This window comes from Acinetobacter sp. UBA3025 (assembly GCF_002367915.1).
In the GTDB taxonomy this organism is placed as follows: Bacteria; Pseudomonadota; Gammaproteobacteria; order Pseudomonadales; family Moraxellaceae; genus Acinetobacter.
In genome coordinates, this window is record NZ_DFDO01000328.1 from 1 (window position 1) to 5,735 (window position 5,735).

Annotated in this window: 8 protein-coding genes; 3 read left to right on the forward strand and 5 right to left on the reverse strand. The window is 42.0% G+C overall.

The genetic code is table 11. The annotated features are described in order from the left end of the window. From B4J23_RS13985 to B4J23_RS13995, 3 genes are all read right to left on the reverse strand, one after another. A partial coding sequence (locus B4J23_RS13985; protein WP_291361483.1) for a histidine phosphatase family protein occupies positions 1-127 on the reverse strand: 127 nt, incomplete at its 3' end. 73 nt (positions 128-200) lie between these two features. Further along, a complete protein-coding gene (locus B4J23_RS13990) occupies positions 201-1,274 on the reverse strand; it encodes an NAD(P)H-dependent glycerol-3-phosphate dehydrogenase (RefSeq protein WP_034704062.1) in 1,074 nt (357 codons plus the stop codon). Between the two features lie 33 nt (positions 1,275-1,307). Continuing rightward, the gene (locus B4J23_RS13995) at positions 1,308-1,886 is read right to left on the reverse strand and encodes a nitroreductase family protein (RefSeq protein WP_034169994.1); all 579 of its coding nucleotides are present in this window, start codon (positions 1,884-1,886) and stop codon (positions 1,308-1,310) included. 265 nt (positions 1,887-2,151) lie between these two features. On the opposite strand from B4J23_RS13995, the gene B4J23_RS14000 reads away from it, so the two are divergent. Next, positions 2,152-2,529 (forward strand): hypothetical protein, encoded by a 378-nt coding sequence (locus tag B4J23_RS14000; protein ID WP_034170065.1) that lies wholly within the window; start codon positions 2,152-2,154, stop codon positions 2,527-2,529. Positions 2,530-2,589: 60 nt separating this feature from the next. Here the strand turns inward: B4J23_RS14000 and rhlB are convergent, their stop codons facing one another. Next, positions 2,590-3,741: an ATP-dependent RNA helicase RhlB gene (rhlB, locus tag B4J23_RS14005; RefSeq protein ID WP_125279233.1), complete on the reverse strand. Its 1,152-nt coding sequence runs from the start codon at positions 3,739-3,741 to the stop codon at positions 2,590-2,592. Positions 3,742-3,837: 96 nt separating this feature from the next. Further along, positions 3,838-4,053, reverse strand: a complete 216-nt coding sequence (locus B4J23_RS14010) for a cold-shock protein (RefSeq protein WP_004782461.1) — start codon at positions 4,051-4,053, stop codon at positions 3,838-3,840. Between the two features lie 382 nt (positions 4,054-4,435). Here B4J23_RS14010 and B4J23_RS14015 point away from each other — a divergent pair, with 382 nt between their 5' ends. Continuing rightward, a complete protein-coding gene (locus B4J23_RS14015; RefSeq protein WP_175968201.1) occupies positions 4,436-4,669 on the forward strand; it encodes a sulfurtransferase TusA family protein in 234 nt (77 codons plus the stop codon). A gap of 141 nt (positions 4,670-4,810) precedes the next feature. Further along, positions 4,811-5,680, forward strand: a complete 870-nt coding sequence (rpoH, locus tag B4J23_RS14020; protein ID WP_004782464.1) for an RNA polymerase sigma factor RpoH — start codon at positions 4,811-4,813, stop codon at positions 5,678-5,680. Positions 5,681-5,735: the final 55 nt, after the last annotated feature.

Genomic DNA, 5,735 nt, shown 5'->3' on the forward strand with positions numbered 1-5,735 from the left:
TGATGTCCTTTAAATACTGCGCTGTCTGTTCCGCCTGTTGATGCCCGCGCTCCGTTAAGGGACGTTTGCTATCATTCCCACTCACTGGTGGCGCGGCTTCGCCATGTCGCACTAAAGTCAGTTGCATCTTATTTCCCTATTTATTTGGTCGCCACGATCATCAGTCAGCATCATAATCATCGCTCTTCCTGTGTTATAGATCAGACTTGATGATGTGGCAAGACAAATTCCACATCACTGCGATGACCATTTTTCATCAAAGATAAAGCGATCGTCAGCGGCGGCGCTCCTTCAAAGATCACTTCATACAAGGCAGTTGTAATCGGCATATAAACATCCAGCTCTTCTGAACGCGCTTTTACCTGCACAATCGTGTTAATCCCTTCTGCCGTCTGCCCCAGTTCAGTCGTCGCCTGCTCTAAGGTTTTACCCTTACCTAATGCATAACCAACCTGATAGTTACGACTCAGCGGACTGTTACAAGTGGCAAATAGATCACCTACACCAGAAAGCCCCAAGAAAGTTAGCGGATTTGCACCCAGCTTGACTGCAAATCGGCTCATTTCCGCTAGAGCACGGGTCAGAATCATACTCTTGGTATTCTCACCAACATTATAGGCAGCCGCCATCCCCATCGCGACCGCATAAATATTTTTCAGCGCACCGCCCAGTTCTACGCCATGTACATCATCACTGGCAAAAACACGGAATAATGCACTATGGAGTGCCTGTTGCACTGCATAACGTACCAGTTCAGATTCACTGGCAATCACCGTACCTGCCGGCTGACCTGCGACAATTTCTTTGGCCAGGTTTGGACCAGACAGCACACCATAAGGCACTTCCGGTAGTTCTTCACGAATGATGTCACTCATAAAGCTGAAGGTATTGGCTTCAATCCCTTTTGTCAGGGAAATCACCGCTTGAGAGGTTATAAAGGGCTTGATCTGCTGCAACACATCACGAAAAGAATGGCTTGGAATTGCGACTAGAATAATATCGCGATCACGAACAGCCTTCTCCAGATCGGACACAGCAAGCAGATTTTCTTCCAGCTTAAAATCCGGTAGATAGCGTTTATTGATATGTGTTGCATTAATATCTTCAGCTACTTCCGGATCACGAATCCAGATCATGGTATCGCAGCCATTTCGAACCGCGGTATTGGCCATTGCAGTACCAAAACTACCACCGCCTAAAACTGTAATTCTTAAAGCCGTATTCTGGTTGACCACTACCGGTTCAATCAAATCGGTAAAATTTAATTCTGACATCTTGTTTTCTAATATCCTGTGTCTTGAAATGCCTTAGTTTTGATTCCAATAACTTACATAATTCTGGGTCTGGATTTCAGCACGTGGTGCAATCGCTTTTGCCGCCGTACCGATATAGATAATGCCAGAAACCAGATCATCCTTACCAATGCCGAGCGACTGCTTGAAAAATTTTGATTCTACTACTGCGCCACTACGCCACATAGTTGAAAAACCTTGAGCCTGCAAAGACAGCAAGAAGTTTTGAATAGCGGCACCTGAACTCAAAATCTGCTCAAAATGTGGCACTTTCGGATGATCCTGCAAACGGGTTAATGCCAGTACCAGCAAAGGTGCACGAAAAGGATGATTCTTGACCCGTTCAATCTGAGCTGATTCAGTTTGACCCAGATCTATCAGTGCTTGCGATAACAGTTCACCAAATGCTTCACGTTGCGCATCCGGGATGATCACAAAAGTGGTAGGTTTTAACCGGTGATGATCCGGTGCTGTCAAAGCAGCTTTAAATGCCATTTCTAACTGTTCTGCATTCGGCGCAGGTGCCAGCAAATGTCCTATTGATTGACGTTGGTGAATATTTTGATGAACGATGTCGACCACAGATTCCGTCATTGCTTTATAGATCTATAACTTAAAAACTACGGTCAAGATTAGCATATTCCACTAGTAATACTCTAGAAACTTGCAAATACCTCTACCTTGAAAATATTTAAGGAAGATTACAATATTTTCTATGGAATCAATAAAAGGTCTCTTTCATTCACTTTTCTCTCATAGAGCAACATCAAAAATTGCCAAACTTATACAACAGCTCCTAATTCTGTGCTTTTTACTGTGTTTCAATATTCCCAGTTCTGTTTTCAAGCGAGATTTTATGATGAAAAAAACAATTGCGATCAGCGGATTAGCAGCTTCAGCTCTACTTTTAACTGCCTGTGCATCTAACCCGACTTCAGTGGCGGTTCAAAAGGAAAATAATCAGTTTGAAGTAACAGGATTAGGTAAAAACCAGTTAACCTCTAAAAATAATGCAGTGAATGCCGCCAGCAAAACCTGTGGCTCCAAAGCAACTGCGATTATTCTGGATGAAAAAACTTCTTATGATGGTGCACTAAAAGGTGTAGTCGATGAACAGACCGGACAAATGATTCAGGCTGCTGCGACTGTATTAGGCAATATTGCCGGCACCAACACCGGATTGAACCAGAATGATGATTATCAGACTGTTTTAACGTTCCGCTGTGAAGCAAAATAAGCTTCAACATGTGCAGTAATAAAAAACCGCTCTTTAAGAGCGGTTTTTTTGCAGTTTAGATTAGCAATAGCCTTCTAAACGGGTCAGGGGTAATTTCTGTCCAATCGCTTTTTCAATCTCTGGCAAATAGAACGCATCATCTTCCGCCAGGAAACTGATACTTACACCACGCGTTCCCGCACGACCGGTACGACCAATACGGTGTACATAATCATCTGACTGTTCAGGCAAAGTGAAGTTAATTACATGAGATACACCATCCACATGAATACCACGACCGGCAACGTCTGTCGCAATCATGATGTTATGTTTACCATTTTTGAACTGGTCTAACATTTTTAAGCGTTTGTCTTGGGCAATTTCGCCTGACAGCATTACCACCTTATAACCATCACGTTTTAAATGATCATATAGCTTACGTACCTGATCACGACGGTTAGCGAAAATCATGACCTTTTCAATCGGCTCATCACGCAGAATGTCTTGCAGCAACTTATATTTGTCTGCTTTCGCCACCATATACACACGCTGTTCTACGTCGGCATTGGTTTTTTTCTCTGGCTCAATTTCGACAGTGACCGGTTCAAATAACCATTGCTGTGCCAGATTCAAGACATCATAGCTAAAAGTTGCAGAGAACATCAGCGTCTGACGCTGCTCTTTGCGTGGCGAGAAACGCACAATACGTTTTACTGATGGAATAAAACCCATATCCAGTAGACGGTCAGCTTCATCAATCACCAGGAATTCAATCTGATCCAGCCAGACTTCTTTTTGCTCGACAAAATCAATCAGACGCCCTGGAGTAGCAACCATGATATCCACTGGCGCTTTATCCAATTGAGCTTTCTGCTTGTCAAAATCTACACCACCTAGAAGTGTTACGACACTCAGGTCAGTAAACTTGGTCAGCTCATGCGCGTCGTTTTCGATTTGCAGGGCAAGTTCACGTGTTGGTGCCAGAATCAGTGCACGCGGTTCACCACGATAACGCTGTTCTTTTACTGGATTATTCAGCAAGTCATTAATCACGCTAATCAGGAATGCGGCTGTTTTACCCGTACCCGTTTGTGCACGACCAATAGCATCATGTCCTGCCAAGGTGAATTTTAAAACCTTCTGCTGAATCGGCGTCATGGAAGTAAAGCCTAAAGCATCAATTGCCTTTTTCAGTTGGGGATGTAAATTTAAGGTTTCAAAACCAGATGACATAAAGCGCTGCTCTAATTTGATAATCACTAAGATGAAATAGTATAAACAAAAAACGCCCCAATTTATATTGGGGCGTTTATTAGCTTAATCCGAAGATTAGTCTAATGGTTGAACTTCTTCAGCTTGGAAGCCTTTTTGGCCTTTAACTACACTGAATTCAACACGTTGGCCGTCACGAAGTGAACGGTGGCCTTCGCCTTGAATAGCACGGAAATGAACGAATACGTCATCACCACCGTTGCGTTGAATAAAGCCGAAGCCTTTAGTGTCGTTGAACCATTTAACTACGCCTTGTTCACGAGCAGCTGTCATAAGTTAATCCTCATTGATACTAAAAAAGGACCACCCGGTGTTGCAAACAGCAGAGCAAACAAGTTTGAAAATATTATTTTTAAGCTTGTAATCATTCTGTAAAACTATTAACAAAATCCCGGTTACATCCATTATGTATAGGGCGAAAAACAATCAATTTGTTTATCTAAAATCCTAAATACACAACGAGCTTAACATGGGTTTATGACAATTAATAGATATTTTTTAGCTTTGTTCCTTTTGATTTAGTTATTTTTTTTCATAATATATATCAGAAAAATTATATATATTATTTCATGTAACTTTTTAGCCAAATAGTTGGGTTTTGGCATCCTATTTGCTAATATTTATAGCCTTTTTTTGCGATATGAATAAAACGGAAATGAGTGATAACCACGGTCAAGCGCATATTATAGATGCCATGGGTAAACCCTGTCCGATGCCGCTCCTGATGTTAAAGCGTGCATTAAAAGCAGATCAGGGCAAAACATTCTTGCTAAAGTCATCAGATCCACATAGTCAAACTGATGTTACACGATATTGCCAAATGCATCAGTTAAAATGCGAATCTCAACAGATTTCTGCAACTGAGTATCACTACCTGATTGAATCTTAAAAATTTTCAATTAAACTGGATGCTCTCCATACTCGTATAAAAGTTTACATTTCTCTACCCAAATATCCATTATTTGAGGAGAGTTTGGATTAAGATAAAACCTAGTTAAGGGTTAAATCCCCCGCACTTCAAGGAGAACACATGAGTGACAGCCGCAATCAATTGATGCCCCTGTCATTATCGGCGCCAGGTGTCAATCTTGGTGCTTATATTAGCACTGTCAATCAAATTCCTATTTTAACGGCCGAACAAGAAAAAGAGTTGGCTGAACGCTATTACTACGACCAAGACCTGGACGCAGCAAAAATGCTAGTCATGTCTCATTTGCGTTTCGTAGTCCATATTGCACGTAGTTATGCGGGTTATGGCCTGCCTCAAGGTGACCTGATTCAGGAAGGCAACCTTGGCCTGATGAAAGCCGTTAAACGTTTTGACCCGAGTATGGGCGTACGTCTGGTGTCATTTGCGGTGCACTGGATCAAAGCTGAAATTCATGAATATGTAATTCGTAACTGGCGTATTGTCAAAATTGCGACCACTAAAGCGCAACGTAAACTGTTCTTCAATTTACGTAGCTTGAAAAAGTCTTCTAAAAAGTTAACACTTGAAGAAGCTCAGTCGATTGCCAATGACCTGAATGTAACACCAGAACAGGTACTGGAAATGGAAGGCCGATTGACGGCTTATGATGCGGCATTTGAAGCATCAGGTGACGATGATGATGAAAATTCAACTCACGTTGCTCCAGCACTATATCTGGAAGACAACCGTTATGACCCGGCACGTCTGATTGAAAATGAAGACTATGAGGAACAAAGCACCTCTGCCCTGCATGAAGCAATGGAACAGCTAGATGACCGTTCCCGTAATATCTTGCAGCGTCGCTGGCTGGATGATGAAAAATCAACCTTGCATGAACTGGCAGCTGAATATAATGTTTCCGCCGAACGTATCCGTCAGCTTGAAAAGAATGCAATGGAAAAGATTAAAGTAGCAATGTCTTCAAACTGATGTATTGAATTAATAAACTACTAATCTTAAGAAAAAGCCTTCATATATGAAGGCT

What these genes read in the sequence shown, in the direction of transcription:
- B4J23_RS13990 (WP_034704062.1), bottom strand. Translation starts at nt 1,274, where the DNA reads ATGTCAGAATTAAATTTTACCGATTTGATTGAACCGGTAGTGGTCAAC.
- B4J23_RS13995 (WP_034169994.1), bottom strand. Translation starts at nt 1,886, where the DNA reads ATGACGGAATCTGTGGTCGACATCGTTCATCAAAATATTCACCAACGT.
- B4J23_RS14000 (WP_034170065.1), top strand. Translation starts at nt 2,152, where the DNA reads ATGAAAAAAACAATTGCGATCAGCGGATTAGCAGCTTCAGCTCTACTT.
- rhlB (WP_125279233.1), bottom strand. Translation starts at nt 3,741, where the DNA reads ATGTCATCTGGTTTTGAAACCTTAAATTTACATCCCCAACTGAAAAAG.
- B4J23_RS14010 (WP_004782461.1), bottom strand. Translation starts at nt 4,053, where the DNA reads ATGACAGCTGCTCGTGAACAAGGCGTAGTTAAATGGTTCAACGACACT.
- B4J23_RS14015 (WP_175968201.1), top strand. Translation starts at nt 4,436, where the DNA reads ATGAGTGATAACCACGGTCAAGCGCATATTATAGATGCCATGGGTAAA.
- rpoH (WP_004782464.1), top strand. Translation starts at nt 4,811, where the DNA reads ATGAGTGACAGCCGCAATCAATTGATGCCCCTGTCATTATCGGCGCCA.